General features: G+C 68.4%; 23 protein-coding genes. 15 read left to right on the top strand and 8 right to left on the bottom strand.

The window, feature by feature from the left end:
• The first annotated feature begins 741 nt into the window (after positions 1 to 741).
• Together ACIOC1_RS34375 and ACIOC1_RS34370 are read left to right on the top strand one after the other, a co-directional pair.
• Entirely contained in the window at positions 742 to 3249 is a 2508-nt protein-coding gene (locus ACIOC1_RS34375; RefSeq protein ID WP_401858349.1) for a Helicase associated domain protein, read from the top strand.
• A 73-nt stretch (positions 3250 to 3322) separates the two neighbouring features.
• Positions 3323 to 5266: an ATP-binding protein gene (locus tag ACIOC1_RS34370; RefSeq protein ID WP_401858346.1), complete on the top strand. Its 1944-nt coding sequence runs from the start codon at positions 3323 to 3325 to the stop codon at positions 5264 to 5266.
• 361 nt (positions 5267 to 5627) lie between these two features.
• Here the strand turns inward: ACIOC1_RS34370 and ACIOC1_RS34365 are convergent, their stop codons facing one another.
• Positions 5628 to 6686: a replication-relaxation family protein gene (locus tag ACIOC1_RS34365; protein ID WP_401858343.1), complete on the bottom strand. Its 1059-nt coding sequence runs from the start codon at positions 6684 to 6686 to the stop codon at positions 5628 to 5630.
• Positions 6687 to 7108: 422 nt separating this feature from the next.
• Entirely contained in the window at positions 7109 to 7552 is a 444-nt protein-coding gene (locus ACIOC1_RS34360) for a hypothetical protein (RefSeq protein WP_401858340.1), read from the bottom strand.
• A 170-nt stretch (positions 7553 to 7722) separates the two neighbouring features.
• Between ACIOC1_RS34360 and ACIOC1_RS34355 the strand changes: the two genes are divergently transcribed.
• A complete protein-coding gene (locus ACIOC1_RS34355) occupies positions 7723 to 8496 on the top strand; it encodes a DUF5677 domain-containing protein (RefSeq protein WP_401858337.1) in 774 nt (257 codons plus the stop codon).
• Here ACIOC1_RS34355 and ACIOC1_RS34350 read toward each other — a convergent pair.
• Together ACIOC1_RS34350 and ACIOC1_RS34345 are read right to left on the bottom strand one after the other, a co-directional pair.
• The gene (locus ACIOC1_RS34350) at positions 8450 to 9424 is read right to left on the bottom strand and encodes a replication-relaxation family protein (protein ID WP_401858354.1); all 975 of its coding nucleotides are present in this window, start codon (positions 9422 to 9424) and stop codon (positions 8450 to 8452) included. The two genes, ACIOC1_RS34355 and ACIOC1_RS34350, sit on opposite strands and share 47 nt — an antisense overlap.
• Before the next feature lie 106 nt (positions 9425 to 9530).
• Positions 9531 to 9884, bottom strand: a complete 354-nt coding sequence (locus ACIOC1_RS34345; protein WP_401858334.1) for a hypothetical protein — start codon at positions 9882 to 9884, stop codon at positions 9531 to 9533.
• A gap of 348 nt (positions 9885 to 10232) precedes the next feature.
• Here ACIOC1_RS34345 and ACIOC1_RS34340 point away from each other — a divergent pair, with 348 nt between their 5' ends.
• Positions 10233 to 10406, top strand: a complete 174-nt coding sequence (locus tag ACIOC1_RS34340; RefSeq protein WP_401858331.1) for a hypothetical protein — start codon at positions 10233 to 10235, stop codon at positions 10404 to 10406.
• Here the strand turns inward: ACIOC1_RS34340 and ACIOC1_RS34335 are convergent.
• A complete protein-coding gene (locus ACIOC1_RS34335; protein WP_401858328.1) occupies positions 10390 to 11085 on the bottom strand; it encodes an HNH endonuclease family protein in 696 nt (231 codons plus the stop codon). The genes ACIOC1_RS34340 and ACIOC1_RS34335 overlap by 17 nt on opposite strands.
• On the opposite strand from ACIOC1_RS34335, the gene ACIOC1_RS34330 reads away from it, so the two are divergent.
• Together ACIOC1_RS34330 and ACIOC1_RS34325 are read left to right on the top strand one after the other, a co-directional pair.
• Complete coding sequence (locus ACIOC1_RS34330) at positions 11084 to 11914, top strand: RHS repeat-associated core domain-containing protein (protein WP_401858325.1); 831 nt, start codon at positions 11084 to 11086, stop codon at positions 11912 to 11914. The two genes, ACIOC1_RS34335 and ACIOC1_RS34330, sit on opposite strands and share 2 nt — an antisense overlap.
• 208 nt (positions 11915 to 12122) lie before the next feature.
• The gene (locus ACIOC1_RS34325; protein ID WP_391049368.1) at positions 12123 to 12290 is read left to right on the top strand and encodes a hypothetical protein; all 168 of its coding nucleotides are present in this window, start codon (positions 12123 to 12125) and stop codon (positions 12288 to 12290) included.
• Positions 12291 to 12475: 185 nt separating this feature from the next.
• Here the strand turns inward: ACIOC1_RS34325 and ACIOC1_RS34320 are convergent, their stop codons facing one another.
• The gene (locus tag ACIOC1_RS34320; protein WP_401858321.1) at positions 12476 to 12658 is read right to left on the bottom strand and encodes a hypothetical protein; all 183 of its coding nucleotides are present in this window, start codon (positions 12656 to 12658) and stop codon (positions 12476 to 12478) included.
• A gap of 39 nt (positions 12659 to 12697) precedes the next feature.
• Between ACIOC1_RS34320 and ACIOC1_RS34315 the strand changes: the two genes are divergently transcribed.
• The 7 genes from ACIOC1_RS34315 to ACIOC1_RS34285 all read left to right on the top strand — a co-directional run bounded on the left by ACIOC1_RS34315 (position 12698) and on the right by ACIOC1_RS34285 (position 18487).
• Positions 12698 to 13054 (top strand): hypothetical protein, encoded by a 357-nt coding sequence (locus tag ACIOC1_RS34315; RefSeq protein WP_391049364.1) that lies wholly within the window; start codon positions 12698 to 12700, stop codon positions 13052 to 13054.
• A gap of 82 nt (positions 13055 to 13136) precedes the next feature.
• Positions 13137 to 14000 carry a DNA ligase gene (locus ACIOC1_RS34310; protein WP_391049362.1) on the top strand — a complete coding sequence of 288 codons (864 nt, stop codon included), beginning with the start codon at positions 13137 to 13139 and terminating at the stop codon, positions 13998 to 14000.
• Between the two features lie 446 nt (positions 14001 to 14446).
• Positions 14447 to 15055: a sigma-70 family RNA polymerase sigma factor gene (locus ACIOC1_RS34305; protein WP_391049360.1), complete on the top strand. Its 609-nt coding sequence runs from the start codon at positions 14447 to 14449 to the stop codon at positions 15053 to 15055.
• Complete coding sequence (locus tag ACIOC1_RS34300) at positions 15052 to 15768, top strand: hypothetical protein (RefSeq protein WP_391049358.1); 717 nt, start codon at positions 15052 to 15054, stop codon at positions 15766 to 15768. The genes ACIOC1_RS34305 and ACIOC1_RS34300 overlap by 4 nt, the downstream gene beginning before the upstream one ends.
• 744 nt (positions 15769 to 16512) lie before the next feature.
• Positions 16513 to 16824 (top strand): hypothetical protein, encoded by a 312-nt coding sequence (locus tag ACIOC1_RS34295; protein WP_401858316.1) that lies wholly within the window; start codon positions 16513 to 16515, stop codon positions 16822 to 16824.
• Positions 16821 to 17507 carry a hypothetical protein gene (locus ACIOC1_RS34290; RefSeq protein WP_391049354.1) on the top strand — a complete coding sequence of 229 codons (687 nt, stop codon included), beginning with the start codon at positions 16821 to 16823 and terminating at the stop codon, positions 17505 to 17507. The genes ACIOC1_RS34295 and ACIOC1_RS34290 overlap by 4 nt, the downstream gene beginning before the upstream one ends.
• A gap of 563 nt (positions 17508 to 18070) precedes the next feature.
• Complete coding sequence (locus tag ACIOC1_RS34285; protein ID WP_391049352.1) at positions 18071 to 18487, top strand: hypothetical protein; 417 nt, start codon at positions 18071 to 18073, stop codon at positions 18485 to 18487.
• Positions 18488 to 18489: 2 nt separating this feature from the next.
• Here ACIOC1_RS34285 and ACIOC1_RS34280 read toward each other — a convergent pair whose 3' ends face one another.
• On the bottom strand, positions 18490 to 18813 hold the full coding sequence (locus tag ACIOC1_RS34280; protein ID WP_401858313.1) for a hypothetical protein: 324 nt from the start codon (positions 18811 to 18813) through the stop codon (positions 18490 to 18492).
• Between the two features lie 335 nt (positions 18814 to 19148).
• Between ACIOC1_RS34280 and ACIOC1_RS34275 the strand changes: the two genes are divergently transcribed.
• Positions 19149 to 20297, top strand: a complete 1149-nt coding sequence (locus ACIOC1_RS34275) for an AAA family ATPase (protein WP_391049350.1) — start codon at positions 19149 to 19151, stop codon at positions 20295 to 20297.
• Positions 20294 to 21307: a ParB/RepB/Spo0J family partition protein gene (locus ACIOC1_RS34270; protein WP_391049348.1), complete on the top strand. Its 1014-nt coding sequence runs from the start codon at positions 20294 to 20296 to the stop codon at positions 21305 to 21307. Before ACIOC1_RS34275 ends, ACIOC1_RS34270 begins: the two co-directional genes overlap by 4 nt.
• Before the next feature lie 520 nt (positions 21308 to 21827).
• Here ACIOC1_RS34270 and ACIOC1_RS34265 read toward each other — a convergent pair.
• A complete protein-coding gene (locus ACIOC1_RS34265) occupies positions 21828 to 22016 on the bottom strand; it encodes a hypothetical protein (RefSeq protein WP_391049346.1) in 189 nt (62 codons plus the stop codon).
• Positions 22017 to 22021: the final 5 nt, after the last annotated feature.

Raw genomic sequence — 22021 nt, 5'->3', positions numbered from 1 at the left:
CCCGCGGAGCGGGTACCACATCGCTGCGCGATGTGCAAGCGACCCCCGCGCTTCGCGCGGGGGTGACGCCTCGCTTCGCTCTGCGTGACCGCGCTTCGCGCGGTCTGCCCGGCTCCGCCGGGCCAACCCCTCCGCTTCGCTCCAGGGTTGACGGACCGCCAACGGACGGCCATGCGGCGGGCTCCGCCCGCCTCCTGGCCGTCCTTGGCCCCTCGCTCCGCCCGGGTCCTGGGAGGTGCGCTCCGCGCCCCGTGGGAGTTGCGGGAACACGGGTTCAGCCTGGGCCGGTGGGGGGCCGGCAACGAGCAGGCTGGCTAGGGGGAAGGGGGCAAGGTGTCGCGCCTCCTGCGGATGCGCATGCATATGTAACTGCCCAATGTCGAACCAAGAGGGATGACCCCGAACATCAGGCCGGCCCCGACCGAGTGACTCCAACTGTTGTGCATCTGCCAGTGCTCCAGCACCATCCACACGCCGGAGGCAGCCACGTACACGACCGCCACGCGCCACCAGAAGCGCCATGTCCTCATAGCGCTCGCCTACCCAACGCCGGACGGCCAGAACGACACCGAGGGCAATCGGAACATGGGGGGCCTGATCGGTTTCGGACGGTTCCGATCAGAGGGGCCGTTCGCTGGTGCGTCAACTTTGCGTATGCGCTAACCTCTGGACTCAGACACCACCCCCGGAGCACACCCGCCCGGGGCACGCATCGTCTCGGGATAGGGGAGCGTCAAAACCATGGTGGTGGTAGTCAAAGGCAAAGTGGAAAACGCGGTCGTGGAAATGGACCCGCTCCCACATCAGATCGAGGCGTCCGATGCTGCGGTGCGGAAACTCGAATTGCAGCCGGGCCAGGAAATGCCCGTGCAGGGTCTGCGGACTCAGGTCATCGCCGCGACCGGTTCGGGCAAAACCTTTATGGGTGTGCTGACCGCGAGGAAACTGCGGGCGGGCCGTGTCCTGGTATTGGTGCCCACCTTGGACCTGCTGGCACAGATGGCGGCCGCGTGGCGGGCTGGCGGGCGCACCGGTCAGTTCTACGGGGTGTGCTCGCTGCGGGCTGATGAGGCCGGGGGGCTGGCGTGCACGACGGACGTGGACGAGCTGGTGGCGTGGACGCGAGGCCGGGAGCAGGTGACCGTCTTCGCCACGTACGCCAGCGTGGGTCTGGGGACGCTCCAGCGGGCGCATGAGGCGGGTCTTTCGCCCTGGTCGCTGGTGGTGGTGGACGAGGCGCACCGGACCAGCGGCAGGGGCAGCAAGCCGTGGGCCGCGATCCACGACAACGTGAAGATCCCGGCCGACCGTCGGCTCTACATGACCGCCACCCCGAGGGTGTGGGAGGCGCCGGAGACCGAGGAAGGTGCTGGCGGCGCGCCAGTGCTGGTCGCCAGCATGGAAGACGACCCGGACGGTTTGTTCGGCAGCGTGGCGTACAAGTTGACCCTCTCCCAAGCCCGCAATCTCGGCTTGGTCGCGGCGTGGCAGGTGGTGTGTGTCGACGTGACCGACCCGGAGCTCCAGGCGGCGGCGCTGCTGGGGATCGAGGCCAGGTCGGACAACGTGCGGGGGAGCCGGCTCGCCGCGTTGCAGACAGCTGCGGTGAAGACCGCCGCCGAGCGCGGCCTGCGCAGGATGCTGACCTTCCACTACCGGACCAGCGAGGCCGAGGCGATGGCGGCCGGGGTGCCGGCCGTGGCGCAGCGGTTGTGGGAGGACGATCCGGAGACGTACCCGGAGCCGGATCGGGTGTGGTCGGACTGGCTGTGCGGGGAGCACAAGCCGAAGCGCCGCAAGGAGGTGCTGGCCACGTTCGCGGACCCGGTCGGTGAGCGCCTGGACGGCGACCTGGTCCCGATGCGCCTGCGGCTGCTGAGCAGTGTTCGGATTCTCGGCGAGGGCGTAGACACGCCAGGTTGTGACTCCGTGTTCTTCGGAGACGTGCGCGGATCCGCCGTCGACATCCTCCAGATCGTCGGCCGCGCCCTGCGCATGAAACCGGGGGAAGGCAAGGTCGCCAGCTTGGTTGTGCCGGTCTTCCTCGGCAAGGGCGAGGACCCCGACGCCATGCTGACGTCCAAGGGGTACAACGGGCTGGCCCGGATTCTGGCTGCGCTGCGCAGCCACGACGCGGACACCGTGGAGGCTCTGGCGGAGCAGCAGTCGAACACCCGCAGCCGGAAGCCGTCGGCGGCGGAGACGAAGGCCGCGGGCCGGGGTGAGGAGCGCGGCACATCGGCCCCCGCAAAGAGCCTGCTTTCCTTCTCCACCCCGCGTGACCCCGCCGTGCTGGCGCAGTTCATGAAACTGCGGATTCTCCAGCCCGAAAACACGTACTGGCGCCAGGGAATCCAGGCCGCAACCCGGTACGTGAAAGAGAACGGGGATCTGAGAGTCCCCTACGCATTCACCACTCCGGAGGGCTGGCAGCCCGCTGACTTTCCTCTGGGAACGTGGATCGCTGACCAGAGGCGGTTTTACAACGCGGGTGAGATGAAGCCCGCACGCGTCCAGGAACTCGAAAATCTGCGGATGGTCTGGTCGCATTGGGACGTCGCGTTTCAGGAGGGGCTGTCAGCAGCGCGGGGGTGGGCGGCCGCCCACGGGCACTTCCTCCCGCCCACCACGGCCACCTGGAACGGGCATCCAGTGGGGGTGTGGGCCAAGAATTTGAGGACGGCGGGGCGCAGGCTCGCGGAGATCGAGGCGCGGCGCGAGCAGGGGCTGCCGGTCGGCTCCGCCGTGGGGGCGCTGACCGAGGAACGCAGGGACGCGCTGGAGGCCATCGACCCGTCGTGGTGCCCGGCCTGGCCGGTGGCCTGGCAGCGTTGCTACAAGCTGTGCAGGGGCGTCATCGAGGCCGGCGCCGCGCTGCCGGGGCCCGGCGAGTCCACGGTGCAGGGCGAGGACCTGGGCGCGTGGGTCCAGGCGCAGCGCCTGGACTGGGACGCCCTGCTGCCCGCGCAGCAGTGGATGCTCGAGCACATGCTCAACCTGTCCCCCGCCGGGCCTGACGAGCGGCCGCCGGCGTCTCGTACGCAGGCGGACAAGTGGAACGCGAACATGGCGGCGGCCCGGCAGTTCCACGCCCGTGAGGGCCACCTACAGCCGTCCAGGAAGGCCGTGGAAGTCGTGGACGGCGTCGAACACAAGCTCGGGCTGTTCGTGGACAACGCCCGCAGGCGGGCCGACAAGCTGAGCGAGACGCGGCGCCAGGAGCTGGCCGCGCTGGGCATGCGCTGGTAACAGGCGCATGAGGGGGACCTCATACCGCCGCATTCGGTGGAGGATTGACAGCAGCGGGTGACATGCTGCCCGTATGCGGATTCCTGTCGAAGTGCGCCCCGACTTCATCGAGAAGGTCGCTCGACGCACCGATCCTCTCGGTGCCGTTGAAGAACTCATCTGGAACAGTCTGGACGCCGACGCGACCGAGGTGGGCGTCGACCTGGAACTGGACGATTTCGGTGGAGTCCAGGCGGTAGTAGTCACAGACAACGGGCACGGTATCCCGAGGGCAACGGTGGAGTCAGCCTTCAAGGGCATGGGCGGTTCCTGGAAGCGCAACGCTCCCCCTACCGAGGCAGGTCGGCAGTTGCACGGTCGCCACGGGTTCGGTCGTTTCAGGGTTCTGGCACTGGGTTCCACCGCGACCTGGACGTCGGTGTCGGACGGCCCCGCCGGCAGGAGCGAAGTGGTCATCCGATTCCAAGACGGTGACAGCGACTTCGATGTGGATGATCGGCCCGAGCCATCCCGCGGGACCGGGACTGTAGTACGGGTCACCGGTGAGGCGCAGCGGAAACTACGCCTCACCGCAGAGGGTGCCAAGCAGGAGTTGACCAGCAGACTCGCGATGTACCTGAGCAAGTACCCGACCGCAAGGGTGTCGTGGCAGGGAGTCGCCCTCAATCCGAAGGAAGCGGTCAAGGACGAATTTCAGGAACCGCTGGACGTCCAGCACGGCACCGATGGCCCCGGGCCGCTCCTGCGGATCGTGGAGTGGCACACGAAGCCCAAGCGGCGTGAGCTATTGATTTGTGACGACGCGGGAGTGCACCGCGTGACGATGCTCGCGCAGATCCAAGCGCCGGACTTCCACTTCACTGCGTATGTGCTGTGGGACAAGTTCGCGAACCTCACGGACCACGACACGTTGGAAGGAGAATTCGAGCAGGCCGACTCCTTGCTTGGAGCGACGGTCAAGGCTGCTCGAGCGCGGCTACGCACACACTTTCGGGACAAAGAGCGCAGGCGCACCCAGTTGTTGGTCGAGCAGTGGATTCAGGAAGGTGTGTATCCCTACTCCGGCGACCCGCAGGAGTCGGTCGAAAAGGACGAGCGGGACACATTCAACGAGGTCGCTGCGCTGGTCAGCCGACAGATGAAGGGCCCAAAGCAAGCCCGCCGGACTCAGATGGTCCTCCTGCGCGAAGCACTGCGGCGACAGCCCAACGCCATGCCGCGGGTTCTCGACGAGCTCTTCGGGCTCACGGCGCCTCAGCGGGAGCAATTGGAAAACCTGGTCGATCGGACCCCGCTAGCCAATCTGATCGCGGCCAATGCCGAGACTGTCGATCGGATCGACGCCATTGCCACCTTGCGCCGGCTGCTGTTCGAGTTCCAGTCACGGTACGAGTTGCGGGAGAAGACCCAGCTCCACCGCATGTTGGAGAAAGAATTGTGGATCTTCGGCGACGAGTACGCGCGGGGCGTGTCCGAGATCGGATTGACCGAGGCCCTCCAGCGTCACCTCCCTCTCCTGGAGGGCAGACCTCCCATGCCCCGGCGGGCAGTCCGTCGTTCTGACGGCACAACCGGACGGCTCGATCTCCTACTGTCGTGCGTAGCCGGAGCCGACCGCACCAAGCAGCACTTGATTGTTGAGCTCAAACGACCCAGCCAAAGACTCAGCGAGGCCGAGGTCTCCCAGATCAGCAGTTACGCCTACGCCCTCACTCAGGACGAGCGCTATCGCCACGACGAGCAGACGCACTGGGACTTCTGGCTGGTCGGCAACTCCATCCAGGATGTAGTGCGCTGGCAGCACCCCGACGGCTATGTGAAGAAAGACGACCGGATTACCATCCGGATCATCACCTGGGGCGAGATCATCGATGCCTGCGAGGAACGCCTCCGCAAGCAACGCGAACGTCTGAACTACGCCTCGGATCAGACCCACAGCGTCGACTACGCCCAACGTGTCCACTCCGACGCCGACGTCGTCCACCTCCTGGCCCCGCGCGCAGACGACACTGCCTGAACAGCAACACGATCACCTGACCGAATCCTGCGGCCTACGGTCTCGGCAATGTCTCCACCGCCCAGAACCGGCACGCCCTGGTCGGGCAGCACGACGCGCTGGTGCTCTGCGAACGGATGGAGTCCGTCCGGCTGCTGTACGTGCTGTGGGAAGGGGAGTTGGAGGACGTCCTACTGGACGACCACGCCTACGCCTGGGGGGGCCGCCGCCCCACCGGGGTGACCACCTCGCGCAGCAGCAACCGGCCGGGCCGGGACTCCGGGCAGGAAGCCCCGGCCCGGCCCTTATGCGCCGCCGTGGCTGTCCCGCTGACACGAGATGGCACAACCCGGCCCGGCTGCTGCTGTCCCAAGGGTGAGACTCAGTCCCGGCTGTCGTCCAGCGCCTGGACCAGGCCGCGCAGCGGCATGTGGCCGCCGGCCCGGTGCCAGACCGGCCCCTGGGGGCCATGTGCGGCCAGGTCGTCCAGCGCGGCTACCAGCAGCGGCACATTGCCCGCAGGGAAGGGATAGGTCTCGAAGCTGTGCTGCCAGTGCTCTGCGGTCAGGTTCAGGACCCGGTTGATGCGGTTCGCCAGGGCGGCGCGGCCAGCGCCGGTGAAGACGATCGCGACCGGCGGGGTGCCGGGGCGGCCGGTGGGCGGGAAGAGCGTCTGCCAGTGCAGCCCCGTCCCGGTGTTGCCGCCCATCGCGTTGCTGTGCTTCACCTCGAAGAGGGTGCGGGCGAAGTACGTCTCGTAGCGGGCGAGTTTTTCCGCGACCCGCTCGGGTGATTCCGTGCCCCGGTCGACCTCGAGCATCAGCACCGGCACCCTGGCCGCCGGGGCGCGCAGCACGGCGTCGACCCGCACCGCCGCTTTGCTGCCCGAGGCGATCGGCAGGTGGGTCTCGGTGCGGAACGCCTCGATGCCGCAGATGCCCGCGGCCGCGTCGGGGAGCGTGCCGCCGCAGACGAACGCGGTGACGGTCTCGTTCACGGCCATCGCGTGCTTGGCCCCGCCCCGGGCCACCCCGCGGGCCAGGCCGCCGTCGACGCCTTCCTCGAGGATCTGGTCCGCGTAGTCCAGACCGGCCGCCGTCAGCCGCCACAGCTTCTGCGCCGCCGGCCCCGCCCGGCCCGGGGCGCCGATCCGGCCCCGGGGCCCGGCGGTGTTGCCCTCGGAGACCACCAGGCCGTGCTTGGCCAAGTCCAGCAGCGCGTTGCGGATCGACTTGTTGTCCGTCAGGTGCGGGCGCACCAGTCGCATGATCTGCGTCGCGGTGGCGACCTTCAGCGCCCCCAGCACGGTGATCGCGTCGTCCCGCTCCGGTGACGCCGACCCGTACGGGTACAGCACCCGCTTCGGCTTCGGCTTCCCCGGCTGTCCGGTCCTGGTCTGTCCGGGCCCCTGTATCTGCCCCTGCTCCTGCGTGTGGCTCACGCCTGCCTCCCCGCTTGCGGTGATCAGGCAGTCCAGTCTCGCCCGGCCCACCGTCAAAGCAGCGTCAGCGCCCGCCTGATGGGCCCGCAGCGCCCTGCTGCTCCGCTTCCCGGCCGACGCACACAGCGGCGGCCTGCGCCCCGCCAGGGCCGCCGGAGGCACACGAAACCGCCCGTCAGCCCCTCGCGCCTCGCCCACCACCCAGCCGCACCCGTCTCCTTTTCATCGGGTGCAGCAGGGGGTGGAGGGCAAGAGGGGATGTCGAGGCCTCGGATAACATCACTACTTGTGGCCTGACCTCCGGAAACGCTCTGATCGGTGGCCGGTTGGACGGTAGGAGCCTTGGCAGTCGTCCCGTAAGGGGCACCGGCAGGAGCCGCGTCGAAGCGGCGGTGACGCCGGTGAACGACCGGCCCGGCCGGTCAACCGGGGCGCAGGACCTCGCTGCGCAGGGCGCGCAGCAGGGTCAGGGCGTCGGAGTCGTCGGCGTCGGTGAAGGCGTGGACCGCCCCCAGGACCGATCTTCCGATGTGCTTGGCGGTGACCAGGTCGTCGCCGGCCAGCGCCGCCTGCTGACGCAGGGCTTCGGCCAGGAGGAAGGTCAGGCGGGCCTGCGGGTCGGCGTTGAGCTCCGCCAGCCGCGGGCCCATCTCGCTGCGGTCCATCCCGGACGTGATGCCGAACGCGGCGACCAGGATCCGCTCCAGCGTGTGCTTCCCGTACGCGGCCAGCAGCTCCGGCAGCGGCTTCTCCCCCGCGCCGCTCGCAGCCAGGACCGCCAGGCCGGTGTCGTTGTTGCCGACGACGGCCTCCAGCGCGGCCAGCGCCCGCAGGTGCTCATCATCGGTCAACTCGATGTCGTCCATGGGCCCGGACCGTACGCGCCCACCACCACCGCCACAGCGCGAACCGGCGAAACCACCCGCCAGGGGGTGCGAGCGGAGTAAGAGGCGGGCCGGGGCCGGATAAGCGCAGACCTCGCTCATCGTTATGCCCGGCTGCGCAGAGCCAGGTCCGGTGAGTAGCGTCACTCGACATGACGGAGTTCACGTTCAGGGCGGACAACAGAACAGCGAGGCGGGTGCGCGCGATCGTGCCCAAACTGATAGCCGGAGCCAGCGACGCTCTGGACGTCCAAGCCATCGTCGACGCCCAGTACAGCGTTGTGTTCCCGGTCCTCGCCGGGTGGTGGATGTTCGCCAACCGGACCGCGGAGGCGATGATGTTGCTATACGAGCGGGGATTCAGCGTTGAGGCAGTGCCTTTGATGCGCAATCTGATCGGCCACGCCTACGCCATGCACTGGTTGGCCGACAACGGCGAACCTGCCTACAACGCGTTCATCGACGAATCCTGGCAGAGCAGGAAGAAGCTCAACGACAACCTCACCGAGGCGAAGTGGCACCTGGCTGGTATCGACATCGGCGAGAAGCCCGTATTCACCTTCGCGACGGCGGAGGAGGAGAAGCAGCATCGGCGCCTTGTCGGAGAGCTGAGCAAGTTCGTCAACCTGGTGAATGCGTACGGAGAGCCGATGATGTATCCCCTGTACCGCAACCTCTCGGCATACACGCACACCACTGATCTCACCTCGCTTGCGTACGTGAAGCTGGCAGACGACGGCAGCCTCACCGTCTCTGATCAGCCCCTCGTTGACCGACTGTCCGATCTGTGCTGGATGGTGATCCCACTGCTGCAAGCGGCCAGCGTGATGAGCCCCATGATCAAGGGCAACCCGATGAAGAAGCTGGTGACAGAAGCGGTCAGGGATCTTGGCCTGCCTGCAGATCTGCTGCCGAAGCGCCGCTAGGCGGGCAGACCTCGTAGGGTGCACGATCACATGAACCCACCGGCAGGCGACGGGGACACCCGCCCGGTCGTTCCTGCAGGTCCTCAGCGGCTTGACTTACTGCGGGGTGGGGAGGCGGTCCAGGCTCCAACCGCCCTCCGGGGCGCCGGCGACCCGCCACACCGCCGCGGCCGGGCCTGCGCGGCCAGCCGGGCCGTGGCGACGGTGGCGACGGCCAAGCGGCGGAAGCGAACCGGCTCCAGGCCAGCCGCGCTGGCCAGGAACTCCGCCTCCCGGGTGGGCGGCGCCGCCCGCCGCGGCGCCGGCGCGAACACCACCAGCAGCCGCGGGAACGGCTGCTCGAGGTACGGCCCGGCGTAGTGGTCCTGCCAGTGCGAGCGCGGCGCCCGGGCCGCGTTCCCCGGCCCGACGGCGGCGCGGTGCGGTAGGCGGCATAGCGGTCCAGCTTGGCCATAAGCCGGGCGTAGGACATCGTGCCGCGGTCCAGCTCCACGAACGCGAACCCCCCGGTGGCGAGCAGCACCACGGCGTTGGGGATGAGCGGGCCGGCCGGGGTCGGGTGCGCGGCCTCCAGCTGCCAGTCGCCCGCGTCGGCGGCGCCGGAGTGGTGGAAGGCCAGGGCGGTGTCGACCAGGGCCAGGCCGTGCTCGCGCAAGCCCGTCTTCGCCGCCGCCTTCCTCCCTGTCGTGCGGGCGCCCGCGGAACCGTTGAACGCGGGCAGCAGCCCGGAGGCGGGTGCTACCGCGAGACCGGCGGTCGTGCAGAACCAGTAGGACTGCTGTGCCCGCTGCACCCGGCCCACCAACGGCGGCCGTTCGGCGGCGAGGTTCCGCAGGGCGCGGCGCACGTAGTCGGTGCCCTCCTGGTGGTCCAGGAGCAGCGCGCGCAGCTGCTCGGGTTCCGCCAGCCGCAGCCGGGCCAGCGTCACCAGCACCTCGCCGCGGATCTCCGCCCCCGCCCGCGCCACCCGCCGGCTGCGCCCCGCCGCCCCCCGGGCGGACCCCGAAGAGGAGAACACCTCCTTCTCCGAGCGTTCAAGGCCGGGAGAAGAGGTGTCGCAGTCCTGCGGAACGGGCGGCCTCGATGTCCTGCAGGAGTTCTCCGTAGCGCTCGGGATCACTTTCGGTGGTCGACTCCTGGAACGCAGCTTTGGTGAGGTGCCTCCGGGCTGCCTTGAGCTCGATCAAGCCTCGGTTGAGGGTGTCCAGTTGGGGGTGCTCGATGGCCTCGGCATCCTGGACGTCTTTCTCGTCTGCCCCTGCCGCAGCCGCGTTCGAATTTGATTCGAACGATCCAGGACCAATTGGTCCGGGAATTTTTGGAAGCTGGAAAATGCTCGCTGCGCGCACCCGCAGATCCTCCCGTGCAGCGTCCTGGCCCTCGGGCACGGCTGGTCTCGTAGGGAGCGCCGGAGGTCTGTGAGGTGCTTGGCCGTGAGACGGGTCCGGCGGCGCGGGCCGCTTCGTCCGCTGCGGAGTACAGCTCCACGACCACGTCTTCGGGCAGGTCGGTGATCTCCTGGACCTGCGCTTCGACGGGTGACTCGCCCGTCCGGGAGGTGATGGCCAACGGACGGGGTAGCCCGTCACCCAGCGGCGGGCCTGTCGGGGCACGACGTCTGGGATCACGTCTGCTACGTAGTCCTCCAGTGAGGCGTGGCTGCGCCGGTACCACTTGCCTTTGCTGGCAGCAGCGATGCCTTGTCCGATGACCCACACTGCGGCTTTGCCCGCTGCGTGGGCGGTGCGGATGACGGTCTCGGTCTGCTCCTTCTGCTGCTCCTCGCGGGAGGTGAGATCGAACTGGTCGTCGTCGGCGACCTCGGTGACATCCGCATCGCGGTGTGGCTGACGGCGCGGCGCGCGGGCAGGCCGGGCAGGGGGGGCGGGGTGGTTACCGGGCTGTGGTGACGGTGATGACGGTGTCGGGGCAGTCGGCGAGGGTACTGGTCAGGGCGGTCTGTTCGGCGGTGTCGATGTCCAGGCCCCACCGGGTCTTGTCGGCGATCCAGTCGGTGACGTAGGTGCAGCGGTAGCCGACGGCCGGCGGCAGCCACTGCGACGGGTCCTTGTCGGCCTTGGACCGATTGGATTTCGCGGAGACCGCGACCAGATCCCGCGGGTCACCCAAGTCATTCGCGTAGTCCTGTCGTTCCTTGGGCGTCCAGGCCGAGGCACCGCTGTCCCAGGCTTCGGCGAGCGGCACCAGGTGGTCGATGTCGAGCTTGCTCGCGTCGTCGACGTAGGTGTCGTCGTACGGGCTGAGCCAGGTGCCGCCGGTCAGCGCGCAGCGCGGGCCCTGGACCGGGGCTGTGAGCGCGTCCCGTTTCAGCACCTCCTGCCGGGTCGAGCACCCGTCGCCGTCGGCGTCGATCCAGTGCCGGAACTTGCTGCGCTCGTACCCGGTGCGGTCCTCCGCCCGGACCGGAAGCGCCGCCAGCGCCTGGCTCACCGGAAGGGAACCCGTCTCCCCCGCCGTGCCGGATGTGGGCACGGAAGCCGCGGCAGCCGGGCCCGCGAGCGGCAGGGTCAGGACGGCCAGAGCGGCACCGGAGGCGAAGACCGTACGCCGCATCGAAGAAAGGATCATGACCGCTTCGTACCGGACAACCCGTCCCGCACCGGGCACCGTCACCCCTGCCGGGCACGTCGCCAACCAGGAGCCGCCCCCTTCGATCCGTCAGGCGCCGGAAAGTCAGACCGAGCTGACCCACCAGACCACCGACACCGGCGACAACGTCGACTACGTCTACGGCCGCCCCGACGGCAACGGCCAGCCCGTCATCGAACAGGTCACACTCGACGCCGGCACCGCCTACATCGACCACGACCCCACCACCGGCCAGCCCCTGGTCCTGCGCACCACCACCGGCACCGAGGCGTACTACATCACCGACGGCTTCGGCAGCCCCGTGGAATTCATCAACCAGTCCACGGTCACCTCCACCGTCTACCAGTACGACCCCTACGGCGCCTACCAGACCACCACCGCCACCGGATCCGCCGCAGCCCAGAACCCCTACCGCTTCGTCGGCGGCACCTACGACCGCACCACCGGCTGGATCAAATACGGCCAACGCTGGTACAACCCCACCACCGGCCGCTTCACCACCCAGGACGCACTTTCGTTCCTCGCCGACCCCGCCCAGGGAAACCGCTACGCCTACGCCAGCGACGACCCCATCAACAACACCGATCCCACCGGAAAGAACTTCCTGAGCGACGCCATTGACAAGGTAGGCGAGATCACGGGATATGTCTCCGGCTGCTTGGCGGGAGTTGGAGCCGCCTCAGAGAGCGGCATCATTATGTACGCCAGCATCTACGGCCCGGTGGGCACAGGCACCGCAGTTGTGGCCAGTTGCGGGGTAGGAGTCGCCGCCTCCAAATACGGCGCTGACATCATTTCTTACGGATGAAAAGAAGGAGCAGGCCGAAGTAAACCCACCGATTGCCAGAGTTCCTAGGCAACAGACCCAGGAGAGCGCGTCAATAGTCGCGTGACCGCGGGAGACGATTCCGCGGCCACGCGACCAGCTCAATCCCACACGTTCACATCCCTTATCAGGTCAACTATATTAAGATTGGTGCGCAATGGGAAAATCGGGTCCGAATATGGCGCGGCGAATGGTGATCTTCATCATCATCACGTTCATTGCTGCCGTATTTCTTATCATCCAGGGAAGTAACGAGGAGGGCGCAGGCGGAGTGGCATTCATCTGCGTGGGAATCGTTACGCTCGCAGCCGCCGGAACGCTGACCTATCTCATGCTGCGCGGTCCGCGGCGTGAATGATTCTGCTGGGGGATGGCAGCGGCGGGAGCGGAACCACACAGTCAGTTGACCCGTGAACAACGGTCACCCACGACCGAGCAGTACGGCGCCGACGAACACTCCTGACGGCACGGCCCTCAGCGATGGGGGTGCCGGTAGCCGGGATGGCGCTGCGGGGTCGCGGTCCCGTCGAGGCGCTTGCGCGGTTAGGCCTTCGATGTCTCGCGGACGAGCGCGCCGATCCGGCGCCGCAGTTCCTCGAGCCAGGCCAGCCGCAGACCGACCGCCGTCCACGGGACGGCACCGGCGGCCAGCGCCAGGAGCAGCGGGCTGTCTCCGCCGTTCGTGACCGCCGCGTCGACCGGGTACACCCGGTCTCCGCTGGTCACCGCGCTGCTGGATGGTACCCGCCCACTATATTCGTACAAGTGAACGATTTTGAGCGGGACTCTGAGCCGAGCCGGATCGTCCGTCTGCGCGCGGTGGAGCAGTGGCTCTCGTTCCACCTCCAGCGCACCCGCGACGAACTCGCCCGCCTCGAGCGGGCCGCCCGCCTCGAACAGCTCGCCGCCGAGCAGGCCGGGCGGCGCCGCCGCGCGCTGGCCGGGTGGACTCTGGAGCGGCGGTGGAACGGCGACGTCGTCCACCACGGCCCGTGCCTGCGGCGCACGGACGGCAGCTCGGCCCCGCTCGCTGGGCACGAGGCCGCCCGCGCCCTGCTGGACTCCGGCCGGGCGGCCTCGTGCCCGGCCTGCGCCGTGAAGGTTCTCGACGAACCGTCGTAGGCACACCCCGCGCGGTCCCGGCGTGCGGGGGCGAGGCCGGGTCCGGGGTGCCGGACCCGATGCGGTGGCGCAGGCTGGCGGTGTGGAGGACCCGATACAGGTAGCGCTCGCCGAGCCGGTGACGTCTCTGCCCGCCGGTCCGGGATGGTGGTTCGAGCCGAAGTACGACGGTCACCGGATGGTCATGCGCCGGGAGGTCGGCGGCGTACGGTGTCAGGCCCGCTCCGGCCGGGACAGCACCCGGTCCTGGCCCGACCTCGCGGCGGCCGGGACGGCACTGGAGCCCGGCACGGTCCTGGACGGCGAGGCCGTCGTCTTCACCGGCGGCGTCATCGACTTCAGCGCCGCGCAGAGCCGGATGGCCTCCTCCCCCGCCCGTGCCGCCGCCCTCGCCCACGACCTCCCCGCGTCGTACGCGGTGTTCGACATCCTCGCCACCGCCCGGCTCGGCGACGTACGGCCCTGGCCCTGGACACAGCGGCGCCAACTGCTGCTCGACACACTGGAGCCGCTCGGGCCGCCGATCCAGCCCGTCCCGGCCACCGACGGCCGCGATGTGGCCCTCGCCTGGTACGAAACACTCCGCGCGCAGGGCATCGAGGGCCTGGTCGCGAAGCGCGGCGACGGACGGTACCGGGCAGGACGAATCTGGAAAAAACTCCGCCACTCCGACACCGTCGACCTTGCGGTGGTCGGCTTCACCGGGAGTCCCCGCCGGCCCCGCGCCCTGGTGGTCGAACTGCCCGACGGGCGCCGTGCGATCTCCCAGCGCCTCGATCCGCGCACCGCCGCCACTGCGGCCGCCCGCCTCCGCCCGGCCGGCTCCGGCTCGCTGGCCCGCTCCACCGCAGGAGACCCCTACACGCCGGTCGCTCCGGGCCTGACCGTGGAAGCCGCCGCGGGAACCACCCGCCACGCGGTCGTCACCGTCACCCGCGTGCGGTAGGACCGGAAGGACGTCCGACACGGACGGCGAGCCCGTGCACACGGTGCGCGGCGTCGCCGTCAGCGGCGACGCCCTTGGAGCGGCCCGTCAGCCACACGGTCGGGCTGGACGTGCGTGCGCATGAATGGTCTTTCTGGGCAATCTGCCCACATGATCATGATCCAGACAGGCCGGTCACTGTGTGATCCGGACCACTTCTGTCCCGGTTTTTGAACGTCTTCGCAATTGCAACTCGCATCCCGCCTGGTCACAGCGATGCCCCCCGCTTAGATACTACTAATTGTGCTCACTCATGATCATTCAGTGATTTTTTTCGGGGCAACGATGCGTGAGCGGCCCCCGAAATCGCTTGAGTGGTGCTGAGGCCAAACCTTCGGCACGGTGCCGAGGGCCCCGGGCCGACCCCCGTCAAGGAAGCACGATGACGTCTACGCACGGAGGCCGCTGTGAACGATGACGTTCCGGCCGCCGCACCAAGGAGCGGAGGCCAGCCCGTCGGCGCCCTCCACCCCCTTCCCCTGGAGTTCGAGGCCCTCTACCTGGGACACCAGGAGCCGTTCCACGAGTACGCGGAAGTCACCATCGGCAGCCGCCGCGAAGCCGAAGAGGCGGTCCACCGCGGATTCCTGGAGATCCTGGGCAACTGGGACGCCCTGCTGGGCGACGGCAACTTCGAACAGCAGGCATGGGCGATCATGCGCCGGACCGTGGTCCGGCAGCTGGAGGCCGAAGGCCGCGCGCCGGCCCTGGTCGACAACGGCCCGCTCTTCCAGGCGCTGTACACCGCGCAGATGGAGTCCGCCCGCGGCCAGCTCCAGTTAATGGACAGCAGCCAGGGCCTGTACGCGGCCATCGCCGACCTGCCCTCGCGCCAGTTCGACGTCATCGTGCTGCGGTTCATCCTCGGTTACCCCACCACCCGTATCGCCTGGCTGCTGGGACTGAAGAACGAGCGGACCGTCGACTACCACGTCCGGAAGGCCAAGGAACGCCTGCGCGTCCAACTGGGCCTGCCCGCCGAAACCGCCACCGCCCGGAAGGGAGCACGACAGTGACCTCCGCCGCCCTGAACAGCCTGCTGGACAACGCCTCCATCCCCACGTCCTCCCGCACCTTCGACGTCGGAGCGGGCCTGCGCCGGCTCGCCGCGGACGCGGCGACCGGCGGACCGACCCGCGAAGTCGTCCGCGCCGGACAGGCCAGGCAGCGCCTGACCGTCGTGTGCCGGTGGGTCCTGAACACCCCCGGCGCCGCAGCCCACGTCGACCGCCTCGCCCAGGTCGACGAACGGTGGGGCACCGACACCACCGTCACGATCCTGCCCGCGGCCGAACGCCGCTGCCTGGAGGAGATGCTCGACATCCAGGGCGCCGTGGTCTTCGCCTGCCTGCTCAGCCTGACCCACCAGCCCGAGAGCGCCCAGTTCTGGTGGCAGCTCGCGGCAGGAGCGGGCAGCCGGATCGCCGCCTACTGCCTGCACCTGGACCACCTGGTGCTCGGGGAGACCCGCGAGGCCCAGCACTGGTACCTCCAGACCATCCGCACCATGGAGGAAGCCTTAGACATCGCCCCCGACCGCGACTTCCTCGAGGGACTCGGTGTCGTGGCCCGCTACGTACGGCGCAACGGATCCGCCTCCAGCACAGCACCGCCCGACGGGCTGGAAGCCGAAGTCGACCGGCTCGCGTCCCGCGACCCCAGCGGCATAGTCAGCCTCCCCGACCGCCGCCTCGTCGACAGCCTCGCCGACTTCGCCAGCCGCCGCTGATCTCGATCGTCTTGGCCGTCGGTAGCGGAAGGTCGTCGAGCTCCTCGTCGGACAGCGAGACCAGCGTGCCGTCCGGCGCCTCCCACGCCCGGCCGATCGCTCCCTGCTCCAGACGCTCGCCGTCGGCGGGGCCGCCCGGCGTCAGCGGGCCGTTTGGGGGCGGAAGGCCGGGTTTCACCCGAACACGCCGAAGGGTCCGTACTCGGGAGCACGGACCCTCCGTGACGCAGTGGTCTGCGTCACATGTAAGGGGCGCCGGGCCAACGGCACCGCCTTGATCGACTTCGTCCCGCTTCAAGGACCGGAGTCATCAGGGAGTCTCGGCATTTAGAGCCCCTCCACCAACCTACTCGGACACCACCGGACAGTGAACCCTTGACCAACTGCGACCGCCGCTGGTCGGCGCGCCAGTAAGTGGTCTAGACACGAGGCTCCTGGACCCGGCTTCCGGACAGTTCCGGATGCTGCCGGACACCCCCGGACCTTTGATCATGCAATTGCGTCTGACCGGCCGCGCTGCTGCAAAAGCGCACCATCATACCCTCGCCCGCCGACACTCCGGGCGGCACATCCGCGCCCCTCAACTCATGTAGTAGGCACCGGTATCCGACCGGTCCGGAGCTACTTGTGTTCAGGATCAGACAGAGGAAGAGTGTTATCTGGTGGCCGTACTTTCAGGTCACTGGGGCGGCCAAGCCCCGCAATACCCCGTCCCGCTTCAAGACTTCACTCTGAGGAGTCGCCATGTTCCGGCGCCGCCAGTCCACTTCGTCGTACCCACTTCCCGTCCCGGCCAGCACCTCCGCCGGGGGCGGATGCGTCATCGACGCGAACACCCCCAGGCCGGGCTTCGGCTTCACCCGCCGCGCCGTCCGCTGGCAGCTCGCCGCCCTGACCGTCATCCTGCTGGCCACCATGGTCGTCCTCGGCTTCGCCGTCGAGGTGACGGCCGCGCTGCTGGCCGCGGTGCTGGCCGGCGTCGCGATCGACGCGATCACCGGCGCCGCCGGCAGCCGGACCGCCAGGCGTGCCGCGCCGGGCAGGAGCGCCCGATGAGCGTCAGCCCGACCGGCCGCCAGAGGGTCGGCGCGCTCTCCCAGCTGCTCGCGCAGCACGAGGTCAGCAGCATGGACGCGGAGATGGTGGGGATGACCACGCCGCACCTGCTGCTCACCTACATGCGGATCCGCTCCGGCCTCACGCCCAAGGCCATCGCGCTCAAGCTCGGCGAGATCGGCATCGGGATCAGCCCCTCCGGCGTGCAGCGGATGTTCAGCACGGACGTCCAGTTCGCCTGGCGCACTGTCTCGCAGACGGCGCAGATCCTCGGCGCCGAGCCCCTGGAGATGGACATGCTCCGCAGCGTCTGGGAGGGACAGCGCGCCCGCCTCAAGCTCGCCGCGGGGAAGACCGTCCGCGGACGCGAGCCCGACCCCATCGAGTGCTCCACCTCTGCGGAGTTCATCGAGAAGCTCAACGACGTCCTGGTCTGGGCGGGCGAGCCCTCGCTGCGCCAGCTCGCCGACGCCAGCGGGGGCCTGCTGCGCCGCAGCACGATCGGCGACATGCTCAACGGCTCGAACCTGCCCAGGGAGAACACCATGGTGCGCTTCCTGGAGGTCTGCGGCATCACCGACATCGCCACCTGGACCGTCACATGGCGGCGGCTGCGGATAAAACAGCGCAAGCGCGCCGCCGCCCTGCGCAACCTGCCGCCGCTCAGCGAACGCCTCCTCTGACCGCCGCGCACAGAACCGGGGCCCCGCACACCACCGTGTGCGGGGCCCCGACCGCGGGCCGACCTTCGACCTGCTAGCTCCGGCCAGCCAGCACACTCCACCGCAGGAGACCCCTACACACCCGTGACCCCAGGCCTGACCGTGTGTCAGCCTCAAGCTGCACGCCGCCGACGACCAGCTCGCCGTCACCGGCTACGACTATGAAACCTCCGCCTACGCCACCCCCGCCGCCGCCCGCGCGTCACCGACCCGGGCACGGTCCTGGTCTCCGGTCGGCTGCTCACCGACATCGCCCGCACGCTGCGCAGCGACGTCTACTCTGCGCACCCTCCCGCCCGCGCCCCACTGCACTGGCCCCAGTGGGACACCACCGACCCCGAAGGCGCCGATCTCCGCAGCGCCGCCGTCGGCCAACTCAGCCTCCTGTACTGGATCAACCGCACCACTCAGCCGCCGCACCTGTACGTCCTCGACATCGTGTGGGCCGGCTGAATCGTCCGAAAACACGGTTCAACCCGGCTCGAAGCGTCTATAGCGTCCGATACGAGCGAAAGGAATGTCGGATGCGCACCTCTTTAGCAGCCCGCGCGCTCGCTGCTGCGGGTATCAGCACAACGCTGCTCATGTTGTCGGTGCCGCAGGCGCACGCTGAAGGCTATGTAAAGACCTACTGGAACAACGCGTGGGCTGGGAACGAGAGCCGGACGTGGACAGACAAGAACACTGATGGGACCTGGACTACCCTGCGGTTCACTTCTTGCAGGGTGAAGTATGCCACCAGCGTCACGGTCGTCGTGAAGCTGATGAAAGAACGCATCGGGCCAGATCAAAATCGCGGCAAGCGCACTTTCCACTGCGCCAGTTCATCCACGCAGAATTGGGGGCGCCAGCCGAAGGGCAAGTATCACTACACGATCGACAGCGTCAACGGCCGCGCTGATGTGACCCTGCGAAGCAGCACCGTGCAGTTTTGGTACTGATCTCACCCCGGAGGAGTCGGCAAGCCTAGATGCCTGCCCAGCGGGCGGAGACATACTGGGCAGGCATCGCCCGGCCGGTGCGTCATCCCCTCGGGCGTGATCGGCACGATGTCCAAGTCCGCGAGATCCAGCACCTCGAACAGCGCCGCCGCCACCCGGCTCTCACCCATGGGGTTGTCGCCCCAGTCCGCATCCGGGCTGATCTCCAGGAAGCCCGGAGTCTCGACGAAGACACGCTTCCGGCTCGCCTGGCCTTTGAGCTCGCTGAGGAGCCCGACCTTCCCACGTGTCACGACGTAGTCGAACGGCAGCGCCTCTTCGGGCACGTTGTCGGCCCAGTCCTCGATGCTGCCCTGAGGGCAGATGCCGGCCGCGACGACCGCGGCGTCCTCGAGCCGCGCGGCCGACAGCCAGGCACTTGATCACCTGCCCGACCGTCTGCGGGACATGGTGCAGACGTTCCTGCCGCACTGCGGACTTTCACGGGACAGCGAGTAGGCAGGGGCCGTACGGGACGTCAGAACCGTCGTCCTGCCCGGTGCTTCCTGGGGCAGGACGACGGTCTCGTCCGGCGGTCCTTCCAGGTATCGGGGTGTAAGAGCGGGTGAACGTCGGTGTGGGGCGGGCAACCCTCGTCCACTACCTAGTAATGTTTGGCCACATGAGCATCCCGAACCCGCGAGGGGACCGAGAGAAGCTAATCACCTCTCTCACACCCCAGTTGCGCAGGCATCTGAAGATCCGTGCCTTCGAGCACGGCATGGACATCCAGGACGCCACCGAGCATGCAATCAAGGCGTGGTACGCGGCTGATGGTCTTCCCGAAGCCGAGACTGCCGGGGCGAAGACCTGGGGCACTTTCCTGCCTCCAGGCGAGCCGGACCAATTCAAGGCGGTGTGCGCGGACCGGGGCGTGACGTATGTACAGGGGCTCGCACAGGCGTTGACGCTCTGGCTCGACAACCACCCCTCCCCCACTGCGCCTTTGGTGGCTCAGCCGGTGGTGCGGGTGATAATTGCGAATCAGAAGGGCGGCGTCGGCAAGACGTTCCTGGCCTCCGGGATGGCGCAGGCTCTCGCGGAAGGCGGCCACCGGGTCCTGTTGGTCGACTACGACCCGCAGGGGCACCTCACCGCGGAGCTCGGCTTCGAAGACCTCATGTACGAGGACGACGTCGAAACGCTGATGATGCACATGGACGGCACCGCGAAGGGCGACATCCGCGACCTCCTGGTCGCGCTGGACGGGGACGTTTTCGGCGGCCGGCTTCACCTGCTGCCTGCATCCGACGACGCGTTCATGCGGGACGTCGCCCTGTCCAAAGTCAGCTTCAGCGAGGCCGCGCTCGAGCGAGCACTGGAACCACTCGAAGCGGACTACGACATCATCCTCATTGACGGGCCGCCCAGCCTCGGACTGAACATGGACACCGCGCTGTACTACGTGCGCCGGCGCGAAGGCGAGCTGGCGGACCGGTCCGGCGTCATCACGCCGGTGTGGGCGAACCGGGCCTCACACCGCGCGGTGAGGCTGCTGAAGAAGCAGAAGGACGACTTGTGCGCCAAGGGGCGGATCCAGGTCGACTACCTGGGCCTGATCATCAACGCCTACGACAGCCGCCGCGGGAAGCTCGTGCAGGAGAACCGTGAGCAGTGGGAGAAGAGCACCACTCCCAGCGTGCTCGCCGTGATCGGGGACTTGAAGGAGGGGCGTGAGGCGGCCGACGGGGAGATCCCGCTGCTGGAGTACGCGCCGGACAGTGAACACGCGCAGGCGATGCGCGATCTCGCGAGGGAGCTTGCCGTATGACTGACCGCCGACGCATCACCCGGGGCTTCGAGATCAGCGAAGAGGGCGAGGGTGGTACTCCCCCGCCGCGCAAAATCCGTACCCGTGAGCAGATCATGAAGGGCGAGGGGAAAAGGCCGCCGGCCTCGGTGAAACTGACCGTGTTGGCGCACAATCCGTTCAATCCGCGCGAGGAACTCACCGACGTCGAAGAGACCGCGGAGTCCCTGCGTGTTCGCGGACAGCTCCAGCCGGTGGCCGTGGTGCGCCGTGCCGCTTTCCTGTCCGTTCACCCGGATCAGGAGAAGGCGATCGGCGCGGTGGAGTACGTCGTCATCGACGGCAACCGACGCCTCGCAGCAGCAGCCTTGGCGGGCCTGCCGGAACTTCGGATCGACGTCAACGACGACCTCGCGACCAGCGCGGCAGACATGCTGGAATCGGCGCTGATCGCGAATATTCACCGTGTGGACGTGCCGCCGCTGGATCAGGCCCGTGCCATACAGGAGCTGCTGGCCAAGCACGGTTCGCAGGAGGAAGTGGCGCGTCGGCTGGGCAAGTCCGGGGCGTGGGTGTCACAGCGGCTGGCTCTCTTGTCTCTGCAAGGCGACTTGCAGGACAAGGTCGCGAGCGGGGAGCTGACGGTCAAGGACGGTCGGCGTATTGGACGGCTGCCCGCTGAAAAGCAGCGGACCGAGGCAGATGCGGCTCTTAACCGGGTTAAGGCTCCGCGGAAGCCGCGAACACGCATCGCTCCGCAGGAGGCGGTCGAGGCAGCGCCGTCCTCGGGTACCGGTCCCGCCACGAGCGTCGAGGTCGCGGATGTATCCGTGCCGACCCAGACGAGCGGAACGGATCGTGCTGGAGGCAGCAAAGCGTCGGGGCTTAACCCGGTTAACGGTGCCACTGTCGACGAGGCCGTGCCGGACCTTCCCTGGGACAACCCGGCATGGTTCGACCGCATGCTTCGTCTGTACATGGCTCCAGAACAGCGGGAGGCTCTGGCCTGGCTGCTCCAGGCCGACAGATAGGTCAGAACGGAGCACGGCACCGGACTCCCGACGCATCCGCCCCTGTCGCCAGCCTTAACCCGGTTAAGGCTGGCGTGCTTCCGGAAGGCCGTCCGTATCAAGGCCATCGGGGCCAGGCTTCGCGCTCCACACAAAGAGGCCCCGTCCTCAGCGATTTCGCGTCGCTGGGGACGGGGCCTTCGATGTGGTGCTCGTGTGATCAGGTTGCCCAGACTGCGGGTGCACCTGTGTCGGGGGCAGGGATGCCAGCCGCGGTACTCGGGGCGGCGGGGCGGCGCATGGCGCTGATCGGCACGGCGCCGGTGTCGGTCGTCTTGCCCATACTTCGCGGGCTGATGTTGGCGATGAGCACGGCGGGGACTCTCCTCATACGGTAACTACCTTCCGCATGTTGTTGGCAAGTCTCCCGCTTCCCGAGGACGGGCACCATGTCACAAGTTGCAACCGCGCAGCACCAAACCGGTCCTGAACGCACGAAAGGCCCCGGACCGCAGCGGAGTTGCTGCGGCCCGGGGCCTCGTCAGTGCCGACGTCGGACGCCGTAGAGCTTCTGCAGGGCGGTGGCGAGAGCTCGCGGCTTGCGGGCGATGTCGCCGACGTTGATCGCATCCGGGCGTACGGGGTCGGCTTGCTGTGGGATGTTGACAGGCGGCCCGGGGGCGGGGGCGCTGTCCGAGGGGTCGTCGGCGGCGCGCCTGATGGGGATCAAGGGTG

Source organism: Streptomyces sp. NPDC088197, from assembly GCF_044741185.1.
GTDB lineage: Bacteria > Actinomycetota > Actinomycetes > Streptomycetales > Streptomycetaceae > Actinacidiphila.
The sequence above is the reverse complement of the archived record's forward strand: the minus strand, read 5'-3'. Positions and strand labels throughout refer to the sequence as shown.